The 16,755-nt window shown below is 74.2% G+C and carries 13 protein-coding genes; 11 read left to right on the top strand and 2 right to left on the bottom strand.

Annotated elements, in window-relative coordinates; translation table 11 throughout:
* Window positions 1-52: 52 nt before the first annotated feature.
* Entirely contained in the window at window positions 53-1,729 is a 1,677-nt protein-coding gene (locus AB0953_RS04525; protein WP_366857898.1) for a ricin-type beta-trefoil lectin domain protein, read from the bottom strand.
* 204 nt (window positions 1,730-1,933) lie between these two features.
* Here AB0953_RS04525 and AB0953_RS04520 point away from each other — a divergent pair, with 204 nt between their 5' ends.
* From AB0953_RS04520 to AB0953_RS04475, 10 genes are all read left to right on the top strand, one after another.
* Window positions 1,934-2,578 (top strand): TetR/AcrR family transcriptional regulator, encoded by a 645-nt coding sequence (locus AB0953_RS04520; RefSeq protein ID WP_366857897.1) that lies wholly within the window; start codon window positions 1,934-1,936, stop codon window positions 2,576-2,578.
* A gap of 26 nt (window positions 2,579-2,604) precedes the next feature.
* Window positions 2,605-3,525 carry a serine/threonine dehydratase gene (locus AB0953_RS04515; RefSeq protein WP_366857896.1) on the top strand — a complete coding sequence of 307 codons (921 nt, stop codon included), beginning with the start codon at window positions 2,605-2,607 and terminating at the stop codon, window positions 3,523-3,525.
* A 378-nt stretch (window positions 3,526-3,903) separates the two neighbouring features.
* Complete coding sequence (locus AB0953_RS04510) at window positions 3,904-5,238, top strand: sugar ABC transporter substrate-binding protein (RefSeq protein WP_366857895.1); 1,335 nt, start codon at window positions 3,904-3,906, stop codon at window positions 5,236-5,238.
* 41 nt (window positions 5,239-5,279) lie between these two features.
* Window positions 5,280-6,173: a sugar ABC transporter permease gene (locus tag AB0953_RS04505; RefSeq protein WP_366858174.1), complete on the top strand. Its 894-nt coding sequence runs from the start codon at window positions 5,280-5,282 to the stop codon at window positions 6,171-6,173.
* Window positions 6,170-7,006 (top strand): carbohydrate ABC transporter permease, encoded by an 837-nt coding sequence (locus AB0953_RS04500; RefSeq protein ID WP_366857894.1) that lies wholly within the window; start codon window positions 6,170-6,172, stop codon window positions 7,004-7,006. The genes AB0953_RS04505 and AB0953_RS04500 overlap by 4 nt, the downstream gene beginning before the upstream one ends.
* Before the next feature lie 113 nt (window positions 7,007-7,119).
* Window positions 7,120-10,146: a glycoside hydrolase family 38 C-terminal domain-containing protein gene (locus tag AB0953_RS04495; RefSeq protein WP_366857893.1), complete on the top strand. Its 3,027-nt coding sequence runs from the start codon at window positions 7,120-7,122 to the stop codon at window positions 10,144-10,146.
* Between the two features lie 221 nt (window positions 10,147-10,367).
* Window positions 10,368-10,757: a hypothetical protein gene (locus tag AB0953_RS04490; protein ID WP_366857892.1), complete on the top strand. Its 390-nt coding sequence runs from the start codon at window positions 10,368-10,370 to the stop codon at window positions 10,755-10,757.
* Window positions 10,758-10,902: 145 nt separating this feature from the next.
* On the top strand, window positions 10,903-12,924 hold the full coding sequence (locus AB0953_RS04485; protein WP_366857891.1) for an NADPH-dependent 2,4-dienoyl-CoA reductase: 2,022 nt from the start codon (window positions 10,903-10,905) through the stop codon (window positions 12,922-12,924).
* Window positions 12,925-13,094: 170 nt separating this feature from the next.
* Entirely contained in the window at window positions 13,095-13,508 is a 414-nt protein-coding gene (locus AB0953_RS04480; protein ID WP_366857890.1) for a PaaI family thioesterase, read from the top strand.
* 5 nt (window positions 13,509-13,513) lie between these two features.
* Entirely contained in the window at window positions 13,514-15,007 is a 1,494-nt protein-coding gene (locus AB0953_RS04475) for an MFS transporter (RefSeq protein ID WP_366857889.1), read from the top strand.
* On the opposite strand, the gene AB0953_RS04470 is transcribed toward AB0953_RS04475, so the two are convergent.
* Window positions 14,976-15,905: an SDR family oxidoreductase gene (locus AB0953_RS04470; RefSeq protein WP_366857888.1), complete on the bottom strand. Its 930-nt coding sequence runs from the start codon at window positions 15,903-15,905 to the stop codon at window positions 14,976-14,978. The two genes, AB0953_RS04475 and AB0953_RS04470, sit on opposite strands and share 32 nt — an antisense overlap.
* Window positions 15,906-16,019: 114 nt before the next feature.
* Here AB0953_RS04470 and AB0953_RS04465 point away from each other — a divergent pair, with 114 nt between their 5' ends.
* Entirely contained in the window at window positions 16,020-16,703 is a 684-nt protein-coding gene (locus tag AB0953_RS04465) for a TetR family transcriptional regulator (RefSeq protein ID WP_366858173.1), read from the top strand.
* Window positions 16,704-16,755 lie beyond the last annotated feature (52 nt).

The following is a 16,755-nucleotide window of genomic DNA, read 5'->3' as shown; positions in this document are numbered from 1 at the left end:
CGTGTGCTGGATCACGGCATGCGCCGGGGACACCGGAGGTGTCGTCCGTGCGTCAGACCGGCAGGGACCAGGCCTGGTCGATGCGGTGGTCGCCGCAGGCCTCCAGGCGCAGCCGCGGCGCCGGGGCGCCCGCGGTCGCGGCGGGCGCGGTCAGGCAGAGCCCGCTCACGTCCTCGACCAGCGCGCCGTCCCGGCGGTGGGTCCAGCTCTGCCCGGGCTGCCTCTGCGCGCACCGGGCCAGCTCCACGGCGCCGTCCTCGCCCGCCGACAGGCACTTCCCGGCCAGCCGCAGGGTCGCGCCGGCGCCGAGCACCCACCGCTGGTCGGCCCCGGCCGTGCACGGGGCCAGGACCACCGCCCCGGCCCCGGTGGTGTTGGCACCGTCGGCGCAGGTGGAGCCGTTGCCCGTGACCTGCCCCGTGGGGACGGCCGCGCCGCAGCCGCGGCCCGGGGTGAGCCGCCACACCGCCGTGTCGTGCGCGGCGAGCGTGCCCGTCAGAGAGGTGGAGACCTTCGTGCCGGCCCCGCTCCACAGGTCCTTGGCGGTGACCGTGCACCCGTACAGGCCGATGTCGGCGAGCGGGACCGAGATGTCCCGGGTGCTGCCGGACCGGTTGAGCACGGCGACGGCGCGGTCGCCGCCCGCCAGCGGCCGCGCCAGCACCTCGAAGGTGGCGTTCGCGGAGACCACCGCGCCCTGGCGGCCCATCGGGTCCTGGTCCAGGGCGATGAGGTCGCTGTTGCCGAGGGCGGCGAGCCCGCCCGGGGTGAGCCGGGAGACCTCGGAGGACAGGATGAAGGGGGCGGCCATCATCGCCCACAGGCCGACCTGGCTGCGGCTCTCGGCGTCGGTGAGCCCGGGCGCGCCGGCGATCAGGAAGTCCGGGTCGTTCCAGTTGCCGGGGCCCGCGTACCGGCCGAGCCAGCGGTTGTAGCCGTAGTTGCCGAGGACGGAGCTCCACCGGGAGGCCGCCGGCGCGGCCGGGTTGTGGACCTTGATGTCCTTGCCCTCGCGCCACAGCTGGCCGGTCTCGCCCACCCAGCCGAGCACCCGGTGCCAGTCGGGGCCGCCCCACTCGCCCTGCTGGAAGTAGGCCGGGGCGGACGCCGAGAGCACCATGGTCCGGCCGCTGTCGCGCAGCGCGTCGGCCACGGCGTGGTAGGCGTCCCGGTAGGCCTCCTCCTTCGTCATGCCCGGCGGCACCCAGAGGTTGCAGCCGTCCATCTTGACGTAGTCCACCTTCCAGGACGCGAACTGCCGTGCGTCCTGCGCGTAGTGGTCCGGGCCGCCGCCCTCGGGGGAGCCGCTGCCCGGGTACTTCTCACAGGTCAGGGAGCCGGCGTCCTCGTAGATGCCGAACTTCAGGCCCTTGGCGTGCAGGTACTCGCCCAGCCAGGCCATGCCGTGCGGGAACTTCTGCGCGTCGGCGACCAGGGCGCCCCGCGCGTCCCGGCTCTTCGCCATCCAGCAGTCGTCGACGGTCACCGTGTCGTAGCCCTTGGCCGCCAGGCCGCTCGCGACCAGCGCGTCGGCGTTGGCGACGACCTTGGCCTCGTCGATGTCGCACATGTAGTGCGCCCAGTTGTTCCAGCCCATCGGCGGGGTCAGCGCGAGCGGGGTGTCCGAGGTGGCGGTGGGTTCGGCCGCCGCGGGGGCCGGGGCGAGGCAGAGCGCGAGCAGGGCGGCCGCGGTCAGACAGGGAAGCGACGCACGCGGGCGAGGCGGCACGGGGGACTCCTTGGGGTGGGGGAGGTGTCGCCCAGTGCAGCGGCGCGATTACTTTCTGTCAACGCCCCGCGATGGCCGCGGCTCGATGATCAGCAGTTCGGGTGTACCCGCGATCACACGAGCGGGAGGCAGGCCGCGGGCCGACGCCATTCGGTGGCGCCGAAAGAGACACCGGAAGATACGGCGGCTGATACGCTGTATCTCATGCCGAGGAGATCCACCGCCCTGGACCGGGCCACACCGGAGGCGATCGCCGTCGCCGCCCTGCGGATCCTGGACGAGCACGGTCCCGGGGCGCTGAGCTTCCGCGCCCTCGCGGAACGGCTCGACGTCTCGCACGCCACCGTCCAGCGCCGCTGCACCGACCTCGCGGGCCTGCTCGACCTGTGCACCGACCACCTGGCCGGCCGGCTGCCCGAGGTCCCGGCCGGAACCGGCTGGGCGGAGGCCGCCGAGCTGCGCTTCACCGCCCTGTACCGGCTGCTCACCGCCCATCCCGGACTGCTGGTCCTGCGCGGGGGCCGCCCCTGGACGGGCCGTCAGCTGCTGGCCCGGCTCGTCGAGCCCTTCCTCGCCGACAGCGTGGCCGCGGGGATGGCCACCGCGGAGGCGATGACCGTCTACCGCCGCCTGTACCTGCTCACGCTGGGCAGTGCCGCCTTCGTCGACCACCGCGACCCCGCCGCGGCCACCGCCGTCTCGCGGGCCGCCCTCGCGGCACTGGATCCGCAGGAGTTCCCCGTGCTCTCGGCCGGGCTGGCCGACGTACTGCCCGCCCTGACCGACCACGAGGTGTACTACGGCGCCCTGCGCCAGCTGATCGAGGCGGCCCGGCCCGCCGGGGCCTGACCGCACACCCGAAGAGGAGAGCGATCGTGGAACAGCAGCTCGACGCCGCCGCCGTGCGCGCCGCCGCGGCCCGGATGGCCGGGGCCGTGCGCCCCGCCGCCGTGGTGCCCGCCGCCGACGGCCTCTGGTACGCCCTGGAGTACCTCCAGCACACCGGCTCCTTCAAGGCCCGCGGCGCCCACAACTTCCTCGCCGCCCACCGCGCCGCCGGCGCCCTCCCCGACGCCGGCGTCACCATCGCCTCCGGCGGCAACGCCGGCCTGGCCTGCGCCTGGGCGGCCCGCGCGCACGGGATCCCCGCCACCGTGTTCCTGCCGGTGACCGCCCCGCGCGTCAAGGTGGAGCGGCTCGCCGGGTACGGGGCCGACGTACGGCTCGTGGGGGAGCGGTACGCCGATGCGCTGGCGGCCTGCCGGGAGTTCGCCGCGCAAAGCGGCGCCCTGAGCAGCCACGCGTACGACCACCCGCTCGTCGCGGCCGGCGCGGGCACCCTGCTGGACGACATCTGGGCCGGGCTGCCGGGCGTGGACACGGTCGTCGTCGCCGTCGGCGGCGGCGGGCTGCTGGCCGGCGTGGCCACCGCCGCCCGGGAGCACGGCATCCGCGTCGCCGCCGTCGAGCCGGAGCGCTGCAAGGCCCTCCGCGCGGCGCTGGAGGCCGGCCGGCCCGTCGACGTCACCGTGGACTCGGTGGCCTCCGACTCGCTCGGCGCCACCCGCGTCTCGGCGGACGCACTGGCCGCCGCCCAGGACCCCGGCGTCCGCTCGGTGCTGGTGCCGGACACCGCCATCACCGCGGCCCGGCGGGCGCTGTGGGAGGAGCACCGCATCGTGGTGGAGGCGGGCGCCGCCACCGCCCTGGCCGCGGTGCGCGAGGCCCCCGAGCCGCTGGGGAAGCGGGTGGCCGTCGTCCTGTGCGGCGCGAACACCGACCCCTGCGACCTGTAGCCGTCCCCGGATCGCCGTACGCCTTCGGCCCGGGGCCCCGACGGAGGGGATCGCGGCCCCGGTCGGGCGGAGCGACAGCCCGCGCGCACCGCGCCGGTTTCGCGGACCGGTCACATGAAGTCAAACTCCGGCAAGGGCCCCCCTCCGCCAGGGGGATGGGGGCCCTTCCCGCCGGCTCCCCGAGCACGGCGCAACCGTCCAGGTCGCCGCCGTGTTGACGGGACGGCTCCGGCCCGTCGCGCGCACCCTGCGCCGCGACGGGGAGGGCGCGCCCGCTCGGCCACCGCCGGCCCCGCCTCATTGACGCGATCGCTCCGCGCGGCCAGCGTGGCCCCGCGCTCCGGCAGCGAGGCCGGAACTCCCCTAAGGCGGCCGACGATGAACCGTTCGCACCTGCCCCGCACCGCCCTCGCCACCCTCGTGGCCGGCACCCTCCTGTCCGCCTCCGCATGCGGTGTCGGCGGCGGTCCGGCCGACGCGAAGGAGGCGCACCGGACCGGCAAGGTGGCCGGCGGGATCACCTTCCGGACCCTCCAGCTCAAGCCGAAGTACACGGCGTACGTCCAGGGCGTCATCGACGCCTTCGAGAAGAAGTACCCCGAGGCCAGGGTCACGTGGGAGGACGTCCCCGGCGACGGCTACAACGAGAAGCTCGTCGCCGACGCCCAGGCCGGAGCACTCCCGGACGTCGTCAACCTCTCCACCGACTCCTTCCAGCTCCTCGGCGACCGCGGCCTGCTCGTCGACGTCGCCCGGCTCGACGGGGAGTCGGCCTGGGAGTACGTGCCCGGCGCCTGGCAGCAGTTCAGGCTCCCGGGCAAGGGCGACGGCGTGTACGCCTACCCGTGGTACGTCACCCCCGAGATCCTCACCTACAACGAGGAGCTCTACCGCACGTCCGGCCTGGACCCCGACAAGCCCCCGACCAGCGTCGAGCAGTTCTTCGACCAGGCCGACCGGATCGCCTCCGCCTCGAAGGGCCGGTACGCGGCGTTCATGGCCGACCCCAAGGGCCGCCTGCCGGGGGACTGGCAGAAGATGGGCGTCCCGATCCTCGACGAGCAGCAGGACCGGTTCACCTTCGACACCGACACGGCCGTCGCCTGGGTCGAGCGGATGAAGGACCTCTACGCCAAGGGGGCCATGCCCAAGGAGTCCCTGGTCAAGGCCGACGACATCAACCAGCTGTACGGCAGCGGAAAACTCGTCTTCGGCCCGGGCTCCCCGGGGTTCGTCCGGGACATCAAGCAGAACGCCCCGCAGGTCTACGCCCACACCCGGGTCGCCCCGGCCGTCACCGGCCGGCTCGGGCACATCGGCATCTACGCCCAGTCCCTCGGCATCCGGAAGGACACCAAGCACCTCGACGCGGCGGCCGAGTTCGCCCGGTGGGTCACCAACGGCCCCAACCAGGTCGAGTTCTCGAAGAACGCCACCATCTACCCCTCCCACGCCCGGGGCCTCGCCGACCCGCGCTTCGCCGACCGCGGCGACGGCACGGACGCCGACACCGTCGCCCGGGCCGTGGGCGCCGAACAGCTGAGGACCGCCGCGCTCGACGCGAACACCCCCGTCCAGTGGACCAACCAGGTCGGCGACGCCGTCGTCCGCGAGGTGCAGAAGGCCATCCAGGGCGAACAGGACGCGAGGACGGCCGTGCGCAAGGCCCAGGAGGAGGCCAACAAGCTCCTCGTCCGCGCGGCCCGCAAGTGATCCCCGCCCGTGGCCGCAGCCGTACGGCGGCCCTGCGGGCCATGGCGGCGGAGCCGGGGCTGCCGCACCGCGCGTGGTGGACCCCGTACCTCTTCCTCGCCCCCGGCCTGGTGACGGTCGTCCTGTTCAGCCTCTGGCCGTTCGTCAACACCGTCGTGCTGTCCTTCACCGACGCCCGGATCCTGCGCGGCGGCACCTTCGTCGGCTTCGACAACTACACCCGCGCCCTCACCGACCCCGACTTCTGGACGGCCGCCCGCAACAGCGTGCTCTACCTGCTCGTCGTCGTGCCCTGCCTGGTCCTGCTGCCGCTCGCCCTCGCCGTGCTGGTGCAGGCGAAGGTACCCGGCATCGGCTTCTTCCGCTCCGCCCTCTACACGCCGGTGATCGCCTCGGCCGTGGTCGTCGGCCTGATCTGGCAGTGGGTGCTGCGCAGCGACGGGCTGGTCAACACCGTCTTCCTGAAGCTCCGGCTGGTCTGCGAGCCGGTCCCCTTCCTCACCGACAGCGGCATGCTGCTCGCCTCCGCGATGGCCGTGACCGTGTGGAAGGGCCTCGGCTACTACATGGTCTTCTACCTCGCCGCCCTCGGGAACGTGCCCGCCTCCCTCCACGAGGCGGCCTCCCTCGACGGCGCCGGACCCGTCCGCCGCTTCATCCGCATCACGATCCCGCAGGTGAAGCCGATGATGCTGCTGGTCGGCACCCTTTCCGCGATCTCCGCCCTGCGCGTCTTCACCGAGATCTACATCCTCGGCGGCGAGAGCGGCGGCCCCGGCGGCGGCGCCCGCACCCTGCCCTTCCTGATCCGCCAGGTCGGCCTCGGCTTCGCCGGCGAGACCGGCTACGCCTCGGCCGTCTCCCTCCTGCTGTTCCTCCTCACGCTGGTCTTCAGCCTGCTGGGCCGCCGCCTGGCGAGGGGAGACGAAGGTTGAGCGCCCCGGCCGCCCCGCGCCGCCTGATCGCACGCGCCGCCCGGTACGCCGTGCTGCTCCTGATGCTCGTGGTGATGCTCGGGCCCATCGCCTGGCAGTTCCTGACCTCCCTCCGCGGCCGCACGGAGAACGTGTACGACGGCGTGCTGCCCGCCCACCCCACCCTGGACAACTACGCCCGCGTCGCCGAGTCCTTCCCGCTGCCGGGCTACGTCGCCAACACCCTCGCGGTCGCCGCCCTGGCCGTCGCCTCGAACGTCCTGTTCGCCTCCATGGGCGGCTACGCCCTCTCCCGGGCCGGCTGGAAGGGCCGCACCACCGTCCTCACCCTCCTCGCGGCCACCCTGATGTTCCCCTTCGAATCCGTGATGATCTCGATGTTCCTCACGATCCGCGGGATGGGCCTGGTGAACACCCTCATCGGCGTGTGGCTCCCCGGCGCGGTCTCCGTCCTCAACATCATGGTCATGCGCTCGGCCTTCCTCGCCGTGCCGCGGGAGATCGAGGAGGCCGCCGTGCTGGACGGGGCCCGTGAATGGACCCGCTTCACCCGGGTCTTCCTGCCCGCCGCCAAGGGCTCGCTGGCCGTCGTCTCCCTCACGAGCTTCATGGGGGCCTGGGACGACTTCCTGTGGCCCCTGCTGGTCCTCACCGACAGCGACCACTACACGCTCCAACTGGGCCTGAAGACCCTCGCCGGGGCCACCACCACCAACGATCAGCGCATCGTCGCCGCCGGCGCGATGGCCGCGCTCCTGCCGATGATGCTGCTGTTCTTCGCCCTCCAGCGCTTCTTCTTCAAGGGAGTGGGCGAGGGAGCCGTCAAGACCTGAGCCGCCGCCCGCCCCTGCCGCCCCTGCCGCCCCTGCCGCCCTGCCGCCCCTGCCGTCCCACCGCTTGCCGCCCCTGCCGCCTCCCGCCCCCGGACACCACCTGGAGCCGCCGCATGCACGACGACCGCAGCCTCACCGAACACCGCCTGCGCCGGGTCCTGGCCGAGCGCATCAGGCCCGCCGTGTACTCCCGCCCCGTCCCGCTCACCGTCGAGCGCTGGGACGCCGGCGGGCAGCCCGTGCCCGTCGCCGACGGGCTGGCCGCCCCGTACGGGCCCTGCGCGGTCGGCGAGGAGTGGGGCCCTGCCTGGGGCACCACCTGGTTCAAGGTCACCGGCACCGTGCCGGCCGACTGGGCGGGCCGTACCGTCGAGGCCGTCCTCGACCTCGGCTTCGACCGGATGATGCCCGGCTTCCAGTGCGAGGGCCTGGTCCACCGCGCCGACGGCAGCGAGGTCAAGGCCCTCAACCCGTACAACGACTGGGTGCGCGTCGCCGACCGCGCGGCGGGCGGCGAGCGGATCGAGTGGTACGTCGAAGCCGCCTCGAACCCCGTCCTCGTCGAGCACCGGCCCACGTACGAGGGCGACCCCCTCACCAGCGGCGACCGGCCCCTGTACCGGATCGCCCGGATGGAGCTGGCCGTCTTCGAGACCGAGGTCTGGGAACTCGCCTTGGACCTCGAGGTCCTCCACGACCTGATGATGCAGCTCGGCGAGGACGAGGCCCGCCGGTACGCGATCCTGCGCGCCGTCGACGCGGCCCTGGACGCGGTGGACCTGGCCGACGTGCCCGCCACCGCGGCGGCCGCCCGTGCCCGCCTGGCCGGGGTGCTGGCCGCGCCCGCCCACGCCTCGGCGCACCGGATCAGCGCCGTCGGCCACGCCCACATCGACTCGGCCTGGCTGTGGCCGCTGCGCGAGACCGTCCGCAAGGTGGCCAGGACCGCCTCCAACGTGCTCGGCCTGATGGAGGAGCACCCCGGGTTCGTGTTCGCGATGTCGCAGGCGCAGCAGCTCCAGTGGATCAAGACGCACCGGCCCGAGCTCTTCGAGCGGATCAAGAAGAAGATCGCCGAGGGCCGCTTCGTGCCGGTCGGCGGGATGTGGGTGGAGTCCGACACCAACATGGTCGGCGGCGAGGCCATGGTCCGGCAGTTCCTGTACGGCAAGAAGTTCTTCCTGGACGAGTTCGGCATCGAGACCCGGGGCGTCTGGCTGCCCGACTCCTTCGGCTACACCGCCGCGCTGCCGCAGATCGTCAGGCTCTCCGGCTCGCACTGGTTCCTGACGCAGAAGATCTGCTGGTCCCAGGTGAACCCCTTCCCGCACCACACCTTCCGCTGGGAGGGCATCGACGGCACCCGCGTCTTCACCCACTTCCCGCCCGTCGACACGTACAACAGCGACCTCGGCGCCGCCCAGCTCGCCCACGCCGCCCGCAACTACCGGGAGAAGGGCCGCGGTTCGCGGTCGCTGGTCCCCTTCGGCTGGGGCGACGGCGGAGGCGGCCCGACCCGCGAGCACCTGGCCCGTGCCGCCCGCCAGCGGAACCTCGAAGGCTCCCCGCGGGTCGAGATCGAGACGCCCGACGCCTTCTTCGAGCAGGCCCGCGCCGAGTACGAGGACGCCCCCGTCTGGGCGGGCGAGCTCTACCTGGAGCTGCACCGCGGCACCTACACCTCGCAGGCCCGGACCAAGCAGGGCAACCGGCGCAGCGAGTCCCTGCTGCGCGAGGCCGAGTGGTGGGCGGCGACGGCGGCGGTGCGCGTGCCGGGGTACGCCTACCCGTACGAGGACCTGGAGCGGCTGTGGAAGACGGTGCTGCTGCACCAGTTCCACGACATCCTGCCCGGGTCGTCCATCGCCTGGGTGCACCGCGAGGCCCGTGCCACGTACGCGCGGGTGGGCGAGGAGCTGCGGTCGATCACGCTGGCGGCGCAGCTCGCGCTGGCCGGCGAGGGCGCCGGGGAGCTGGTCTTCAACGCCGCGCCGCACGCCCGGCGCGGCGTCCCGGCGGGCGGCGCGGGCCGGCCGGCGGCGGCCTCCCGGCCGGTGCGGCGCACGCCGCGGACCGGCGGCGGGCACGTCCTGGACAACCGGCGGCTGCGGGTGGAGGTCGACGGCCGCGGGCTGATCGTCTCGGCGTACGACGTGGCGGCCGGCCGGGAGGCGGTGGCGCCCGGCGGGGCGGCCAACCTGCTGCAGCTCCACCCGGACTTCCCCAACATGTGGGACGCGTGGGACGTCGACGCGTTCTACCGCAACAACGTCGCCGACCTCGTGGAGCTCGACGCCCTGGAGGTGGTGGAGGAGGGCCCGGACGCGGTGACGCTGCGCGCGGCCCGCTCCTTCGGCCGGTCTAGGGTGGCCCAGTACCTCACCCTGAGGGCGGACGCCGGCACCGTCGACCTCGTCACGGAGGTCGACTGGCACGAGACGGAGAAGCTCCTGAAGGCCGCCTTCCCGCTGGACGTCAAGGCCGACCGCTCGGCGTCCGAGACGCAGTTCGGGCACGTGTACCGGGCCACCCACACCAACACCTCCTGGGAGGCGGCCAAGTTCGAGATCTGCGCCCACCGGTGGATCCACGTGGAGGAGCCGGGCTGGGGGGTGGCCCTGGTCAACGACTCCACGTACGGCCACGACGTCACCCGCGACGTCCGCCCCGACGGCGGCCAGACCACCACCGTCCGCCTCTCGCTCCTGCGGGCCCCCCGCTACCCCGACCCGGAGACCGACCAGGGCGCGCACACGCTGCGGTACGCCCTCGCGCCGGGCGCCGGGATCGCGGACGCGGTCCGCGAGGGCCACGCGCTCAACCTGCCCGAGCGGGTGCTGACCGGCGCGGGCCCGATCGCGCCGCTGGTCGCGGTGACGGAGGGCGCGGTGGTGCTCGAGTCGCTCAAACTGGCCGAGGACCGCACCGGCGACGTGGTGGTCCGCCTGTACGAATCCCTGGGCGGCCGCGCGAACGCCACCGTGACGCCGGACTTCCCCGTCACGCAGGCCCTGGAAACCGACCTCCTGGAGCGCCCGCTGCCCGGCACGGCCCTGGGCCCCGCTGCCGCGGACGGCTCCCTCCCCCTGACCCTCCGCCCCTTCCAGATCGTCACCCTCCGCCTCCGCCGCCACCTGTGACGGGGTCCGGCCATGTGAGCCTCGCCGGCGTTTGAGGCGCGGGGTCGGGGGCGGAGCCCCGAGGAACCCGGCTCCGCCGGGCAGCGGGCTCCGCCCCGACCCTCCCCCGGACTCCGGAAAGCAAGCCGGTCCTTGTCCGAACACCGTGACCGGGGGAGCCGCAGCAGGGGGCCCCGCGCGCCGCGGCGGAGGGGGCGGCCGGCCGGCGGTAGCTTCGGGGCATGGCGGAACCCATCCACTACGTCGACCGGTCGGACATCCTGGAGGGCAAGGCCGCACAGGTCAGGCGGCTGATGCACGGGCTCGCCGCGTTCGTCGAGGCGCACGAGCCGCGGCTGCAGGCCTACGGCTGCTACATCGACGAGTCCGCATCCACGATGTCCGTGGTGGCCGTCCATCCCGACACGGAGTCGATGGAGTTCCACATGCAGATCGGCGGGCCGAGGTTCCGGGAGTTCGCGCCGTTCATCCGTCTGCGGTCCATCGACGTGTACGGCAGCCCGGGCCCGGCGGCCGTACGGGCGCTGCGGGCGAAGGCCGAAATGCTCGGCGGGGCCACCGTCACCGTGCACGCGCTTCAGGCCGGCTTCACCCGGCAGGGCCCGGCGTGAACTGTGCCACAGGGGCGACGGGCGCGGGCCCGTCGTTGCGGGGCAAAGCGGTCGGGCGGCCCCGGCCCGGTTATGCACCTTGTTGCATAACCTCCGCCGGATCGCTAGAACAGGGGCATCCACCCCCGCGCGAGGAGGCGCCCCCATGACCCAGAGCCGGTACCCGCACCTGCTGAGCCCCCTGGACCTCGGCTTCACCACGCTGCCGAACCGCGTGGTCATGGGCTCGATGCACACCGGCCTGGAGGAGCACGAGCGCGGCTTCGAGCGCCTGGCCGCGTTCTACGCCGAGCGCGCCCGCGGCGGCGTCGGCCTCATCGTCACCGGCGGCATAGCCCCCAACGACGCCGGCCGGCCCTTCGAGGGCGGCTCCCGCCTCACCACCGAGGAGGAGGCCGCCGAGCACCGGCAGATCACCGAGGCCGTGCACGCCGAGGGCGGCAAGATCGCCATGCAGATCCTCCACTTCGGCCGCTACGCGTACCACAAGGACCTCGTCGCCCCGAGCGCCCTCCAGGCCCCCATCAGCCCCTTCGCCCCGAACGAGCTCAGCGACGCCGAGGTCGAGCAGACCGTGGAGGACTTCGTCCGCGCCGCGCGCCTGGCCAAGCTCGCCGGCTACGACGGCGTCGAGATCATGGGCTCCGAGGGCTACCTCATCAACGAGTTCATCGCCGCCGCCACCAACCGCCGCGAGGACCGCTGGGGCGGCTCGTACGAGAACCGCGTCCGCTTCCCGCTGGAGATCGTCCGCCGCACCCGCGAGGCCGTCGGCCCGGACTTCATCCTGATCTACCGCCTGTCCATGCTGGACCTGGTGCCCGGCGGCTCCACCCTGGAGGAGGTCGTCCACCTCGCCAAGGAGATCGAGGCGGCCGGGGCCACCATCATCAACACCGGCATCGGCTGGCACGAGGCCCGCATCCCCACCATCGCCACCTCCGTCCCGCGCGGCGCGTACACCTGGGTCACCCAGCGCCTGATGGGCGCGGTCTCCGTCCCCCTCGTGACCAGCAACCGCATCAACACCCCCGAGAAGGCCGAGGAGATCCTCGCCGAGGGCCGCGCCGACCTGGTCTCCCTGGCCCGCCCCTTCCTCGCCGACGCCGACTTCGTCGCCAAGGCCGCCGCGGGCCGCCCCGAGCACATCAACACCTGCATCGGCTGCAACCAGGCCTGCCTCGACCACACCTTCAGCGGCAAGATCACCAGCTGCCTGGTCAACCCGCGCGCCTGCCACGAGACCGAACTCGTCCTGTCGCCCACCCGGCTCGCCAAGACCGTCGCCGTCGTCGGCGCCGGCCCGGCCGGCCTGGCCTGTGCCGTCACCGCCGCCGAGCGCGGCCACAAGGTCACCCTCTTCGAGGCCTCCGGCCACATCGGCGGACAGCTCGACGTCGCCCGCCGCATCCCGGGCAAGGAGGAGTTCGAGGAGACCATCCGCTACTTCGGCACGCAGCTCGCCGAGCGCGGCGTCGAGGTCCGGCTGAACACCCCCGCCGACACCCAGCTCCTCCAGGGCTACGACGAGGTCGTCGTCGCCACCGGCGTCACCCCGCGCACCCCGGACATCGAGGGCGTCGACCACGAGAACGTCGTCGGCTACCTCGACGTGCTGCGCGACGGGGCCCCCGTCGGCGAGCGCGTCGCCGTCGTCGGCGCCGGCGGCATCGGCTTCGACGTCGCCGAGTTCCTCACCGACAGCGGCGAGGGAGCCTCCCAGGACCCCGACGTGTACTTCCGCCACTGGGGCGTGGACACCTCCTACGCCGGCCCCGGCGGCCTGACCGCGCCCGAGCGGCCGGCCTCCCCGCGGCGCGTGCACCTGCTCCAGCGCAAGGCCACCAAGGTCGGGGCCGGCCTCGGCACCACCACCGGCTGGATCCACCGCGCCGAGCTCAAGCACCGCGGCGTCGTCTCCGTCGCGGGCGCCGCGTACGACCGCATCGACGACGAGGGCCTGCACATCACCGTCGACGGCGAGCAGCGCCTCGTCCCCGCCGACACCGTCGTGCTCTGCACCGGCCAGGAGCCGCGCCGCGAGCTGTACGAGGCGCTGCGCGCGGCCGGCGTCCAGGCGCACCTGATCGGCGGCGCCGACGTCGCCGCCGAGCTGGACGCCAAGCGGGCGATCCGCCAGGGCACGGAGCTGGCCGCCTCGCTCTGATGGAGCCGGCGCCCGGCGCCGCCCCCGGGGCGGCCGCCCCGCTCGGACGGTGCGGCCGCCCCGCTCGGACGGTGCGGCCGCCCCGCTCGGGCGGTGCCCCGGTGCACCGTCCGACTCTCCGCCGCACCAAAGGTGTTGTGGCGGCCCCGGCGGGCCGCCACAATCTCCGGGTGACTCTGACTCCGGCAGATGCAGACAAGGTCCTCAAGGACAACTTCGCCCCCTGGGTGCTCGCCCTCGGCCTGACCGTCGAGGAGACCGGCGAGCGGCACGCCGTCCTGCGGCTGCCGTGGTCCGGGGCGCTCGCCCGGGACGGCGGCGGGCTGTCCGGGCAGGCCCTGATGGCCGCTGCCGACACCGCCACCGTCATCGCCGTCTCGGCCGCGCGCGGCGGCTACGGGCCGATGACCACCGTCCAGCAGTCGACGAGCTTCCAGCGGCCGGTGGTCGGCGCGGACGTGCTGATCGACGTGCGCGTCACCAAGCTCGGCAAGCGCATGGCCTTCGCCGACATCACCATGACCCCGGAGGGGGCCCAGGAGCCGGCCGCGACGGCGTCGACCGTCTACGCCCTGCTGGGCTGAGCGGGGTGCCGCCGGAGCCGGAACCCTCCTCGCTGTGGCGGAACCGGGACTTCACCGTCTTCTGGCTCGGCCAGGCGCTGTCCGTCCTCGGCGGCTCGATCTCCTACCTCGCCCTGCCGCTGCTCGTGCTGGAGGCGACCGGGTCCCTCGTGCAGATGGGCCTGGTCACCGTCGTCATCGGGGCCACGGGCATCGGAACGGGCCTGTTCGCCGGGTACGTCGTGGACCGCGCCGACCGGCGCCGCCTGATGATCGCCTGCGATCTCGGACGGGCCGTGCTGCTGGGCGCGGTGCCCTTCATCTGGCTCGCCGGCCCGCGGATGTGGGTGCTGTACGTGCTCACGGCCCTGGTCACCGCGCTCAAGACGTTCTTCGACGTGGCGTACGTGACGGCCGTGGCGAACCTGGTGTCCGCGGAGCAGCTCGCCGCGGCCAACGCACGGTTGATGGGGACCTTCGCCGTCGGCACGCTCTGCGGGCCGGCGCTGGCCGGTCTCCTCACCGCCTGGGTGGGCGGGGACTGGGCGCTGGGGGTGGACGGGGCGACCTTCCTGGTCTCCGCGGCCAGCCTGTGCCGGGTGTCCTTCGGGCGGCGGGACAGGGCAGCGGGAACCGGCCCGGGGGCGCACGAGGGAACCGGGGGCGGCGGCGGTGCCGGACGGCTGCGGGAGATGTTCGCGGTGGGCTTCCGCTTCCTGTGGGCGCATCCGCTGCTGCGTCCGCTGACGGTGCTGCTGACCCTGCTGACGTTCGTGACCATGGGCGCCACCGATCTGCTGCTCTACCGGGTCACGCACGAGCTGGGCGGGGACGCGACGGTCGCCGGCTCGGTCATCGCGGTCAGCGGGCTCGGCGTCGTGGGCGCGGCCGCCGCGGCCGGGCGGCTGCGCCGGAGGTTCGGCTTCGGCGTCTGCTGGCTGGGCGCGGCGGCCCTGATCGGCCTCGCGGTCGCCGGGATCGGCCTGAGCCGCAGCACCGCGGTGACGGCCGTGCTGGCCGCCGTGTTCATGTTCGGAATGACCCTCGGCGGGGTCTGCTCCATGACGATGCGCCAGGAGGTCACCCCCGACCCGCTGCTCGGGCGCGTCACCTCCGCCTTCTGGACGGTGCACAACGCCTCGGGCCCGGTGGGGGCGGCCGTGCTCACGGTGCTGGCCGCGCGCTGGGGCGTACCCGCGGTCAGCGTCGCGGGCGGGGCGTTCTGCCTCTTCATCGTGGCCGCGGGGCTGCTGACGCCGCTGCGGCGCCGACAGGCCCCGGGCGGCCCGGCCGCCGTCGCTCGGGCGGCGGTGGCGGGAGGGGCCGCCACCGGACACGGGGGCGGGAGCGGCCGCGGCCTCCACGGCCCCGTCGGCGCGGAGGGCTCCGGCGGGGCCGGGGCTGCGGACGGGCCCGGCGGCCCGGGTGGTTCGCACGGCCCGGACGGCCCCGATGCTCCCGACGGTCCTGACCGTCCGGGCGGTCCGGTCAGCCGACCGAGGCGGCCTCGACGCCGGTGAGGCGCTCCGCGGCGGCCCACAGCCGGGCTGCCGCCCCCCGGTCCAGCGCCCCGCGGGCGACCCGGGCGGTGGTCGTGGGCCCGGTGAGCTCGAACGGGCCGTCGGGGCCGTAGTAGCCGCCGGGGGCGGCGTCCGCGGCGGTGGCCGCGTACAGCAGGGGCTCGGCGCCGGTGCCGACCTCCTGCTTGGGCAGGAAGTCCAGCGCGCTGGTCAGGCGGTGCAGCCGCGAGGGCCGACCGGTGGCCAGGCTCGCGCCGGCGGTCTGGAGGTTGGTGCGGGTGTAGCCCGGGTGGGCGGCCGTGCTGCGCAGCGGCCAGCCGCGCTCGGCCGCCAGCTCGGCCAGGTGGCGGGCCATCATCAGGTCGGCCAGCTTGGACTGGGCGTAGCTGAGCATGGGCTGGTAGCGGCGCCGCTCCCACTGCAGGTCGCCGAAGTCGATCCGGCCGAAATGGGCCATGATGCTGCTCATGGTGGCCACCCGCGGGGCGGGGGCGGCGAGCAGCGCGGGCAGCAGCCGTGCGGTCAGGGCGAACGGGCCGAGGAAGTTGCTGCCGAACTGCAGCTCGAAGCCGTCGGCGGTGGCCATCCGGCGCGGCGGGGCCATCACGCCGGCGTTGTTGACCAGCAGGTCCAGGGGGACGGCGTCGGCGAGCAGCCCGTCCGCGAACGCGGCGACGGAGGCGAGGTCGGCCAGGTCGACCCGCCGCACCTCCAGCTGCGCCCGCGGGTGCCGGGCGAGGATCTCGGCGCGGGCCTGCTCGCCCTTGGCGGGCGTGCGCACGGCCAGCACGACCCGGGCGCCCGCCTCGGCGAGGCGGCGCGCGGCCTCCTTGCCCGTTCCGCTGTTGGCGCCGGTGACGACGGCGAGCTTGCCGGACTGGTCGGGAACGGCGTACATGGCGTGCTCCTCGGCGGAGAAATAAGAGACCGGTGGTCTGCTGATGGTCCCGAACGTAGCAGACCGCCGGTCTCATAACAACAGACCGCAGGTCTGTAGGCTGGCGGGGTGACCCTGCCTGTGAAGTTCCAGCGTGCCCGCAACGAGGAGCAGCGCGCCGTCCGGCGCCGGGCGATCCTCGACACGGCGGCCGCGATGCTGGCGGAGATGCCCGTGGCGCAGGTCAGCCTGAACGAGCTCGCCCGCCGCGTGGGCCTCGCCAAGTCCAACGTGCTGCGCTACTTCGAGTCGCGCGAGGAGGTCCTGCTCGAACTGCTCGACGCCGCCTCCCGCGAGCTCGTCGACCGTCTCGACGGCGTTCTGGCCGAGGCCCTGGAGGGCGCTCCCGCCGAGGAGCGGCCCGACCGCATCGCCGCCTGCCTGACGCGGTGCCTGGAGGAACGGCCCGTCCTGTGCGACCTGATCAGCGCCCAGGCCGCGGTCCTGGAGCGCAACGTCTCGCCCGAGGCGGCCGTGCGGTACAAGCGGGGCGTCATCGCCAACGCGAGCGCCCTGGCCGGGAGCCTCGCCGCGCACCTGCCCGAGCTGGGGGAGGAGGACGCCTTCCGCTTCGTGGCGGGCGCCGTGATGGCCACCGGATCCGTCTGGACCCATGCGCACCCCTCGCCGGCCATGCTCGCGGCGTACGAGGCGGACCCCGCGCTGGCCGTCCTGCGCCTGGAATTCGGCCCGACCCTGCGCGAGACGCTGGAGGTCATGCTCGCGGGCCTGCTGGCCCGGGCGGCCCGGCGCACGTGAGGGCATGACGGGGGCCCGCACTCCTGCGCGGAGTGCGGGCCCTCTGCTCCGT

This window comes from Streptomyces sp. NPDC046866 (assembly GCF_040704625.1).
Taxonomy (GTDB): Bacteria; Actinomycetota; Actinomycetes; order Streptomycetales; family Streptomycetaceae; genus Streptomyces.
Note: the sequence above shows the minus strand (reverse complement) of the source record. Positions and strands in the feature narration are given on the sequence as shown.

Bases quoted from the DNA above. Each gene is read 5' to 3' on its own strand.
- AB0953_RS04490 (WP_366857892.1), top strand. From the start codon at position 10,368: ATGGCGGAACCCATCCACTACGTCGACCGGTCGGACATCCTGGAGGGC.
- AB0953_RS04470 (WP_366857888.1), bottom strand. From the start codon at position 15,905: ATGTACGCCGTTCCCGACCAGTCCGGCAAGCTCGCCGTCGTCACCGGC.
- AB0953_RS04510 (WP_366857895.1), top strand. From the start codon at position 3,904: ATGAACCGTTCGCACCTGCCCCGCACCGCCCTCGCCACCCTCGTGGCC.
- AB0953_RS04495 (WP_366857893.1), top strand. From the start codon at position 7,120: ATGCACGACGACCGCAGCCTCACCGAACACCGCCTGCGCCGGGTCCTG.
- AB0953_RS04485 (WP_366857891.1), top strand. From the start codon at position 10,903: ATGACCCAGAGCCGGTACCCGCACCTGCTGAGCCCCCTGGACCTCGGC.
- AB0953_RS04505 (WP_366858174.1), top strand. From the start codon at position 5,280: ATGGCGGCGGAGCCGGGGCTGCCGCACCGCGCGTGGTGGACCCCGTAC.
- AB0953_RS04520 (WP_366857897.1), top strand. From the start codon at position 1,934: ATGCCGAGGAGATCCACCGCCCTGGACCGGGCCACACCGGAGGCGATC.